Origin of the sequence: Xenorhabdus bharatensis (assembly GCF_037996705.1) — a bacterium.
In the GTDB taxonomy this organism is placed as follows: domain Bacteria; phylum Pseudomonadota; class Gammaproteobacteria; order Enterobacterales; family Enterobacteriaceae; genus Xenorhabdus; species Xenorhabdus bharatensis.
This window is the reverse complement of the sequence record NZ_JBBMXG010000085.1, coordinates 1-301: the sequence shown is the minus strand read 5'-3', so window position 1 is coordinate 301 and position 301 is coordinate 1. Positions and strand designations below refer to the sequence as shown.

Annotated in this window: 1 pseudogene; it reads right to left on the bottom strand. The window is 44.5% G+C overall.

What is annotated here, in order from left to right:
* Window positions 1–301: pseudogene (locus AAC855_RS21325) on the bottom strand (IS481 family transposase); the annotation flags it as partial.

Below are 301 nucleotides of genomic sequence, written 5' to 3'. Positions count from 1 at the left end.
CATCCAGATCCGTTTGCAACTCATTGAGTGACATGTACAGTTTCTTTCTGAAGGTGATTTGGTAAAACTCGTTCAAAATGCTCTTATGGAAACGTTCACAGATGCCGTTTGCCTGGGGGGAGCGGGCCTTTGTTTTTGTGTGGTCGATATCATTGACGGCTAAATAAAGCTGATAGTCGTGACATTCGACACGCCCGCAATATTCTGTACCCCTATCTGTCAAAATTCTTAGCATCGGTAATTGATGCGATTCAAAGAACGGCAGCACTTTGTCATTCAGTATATCTGCCGCCGTAATCGG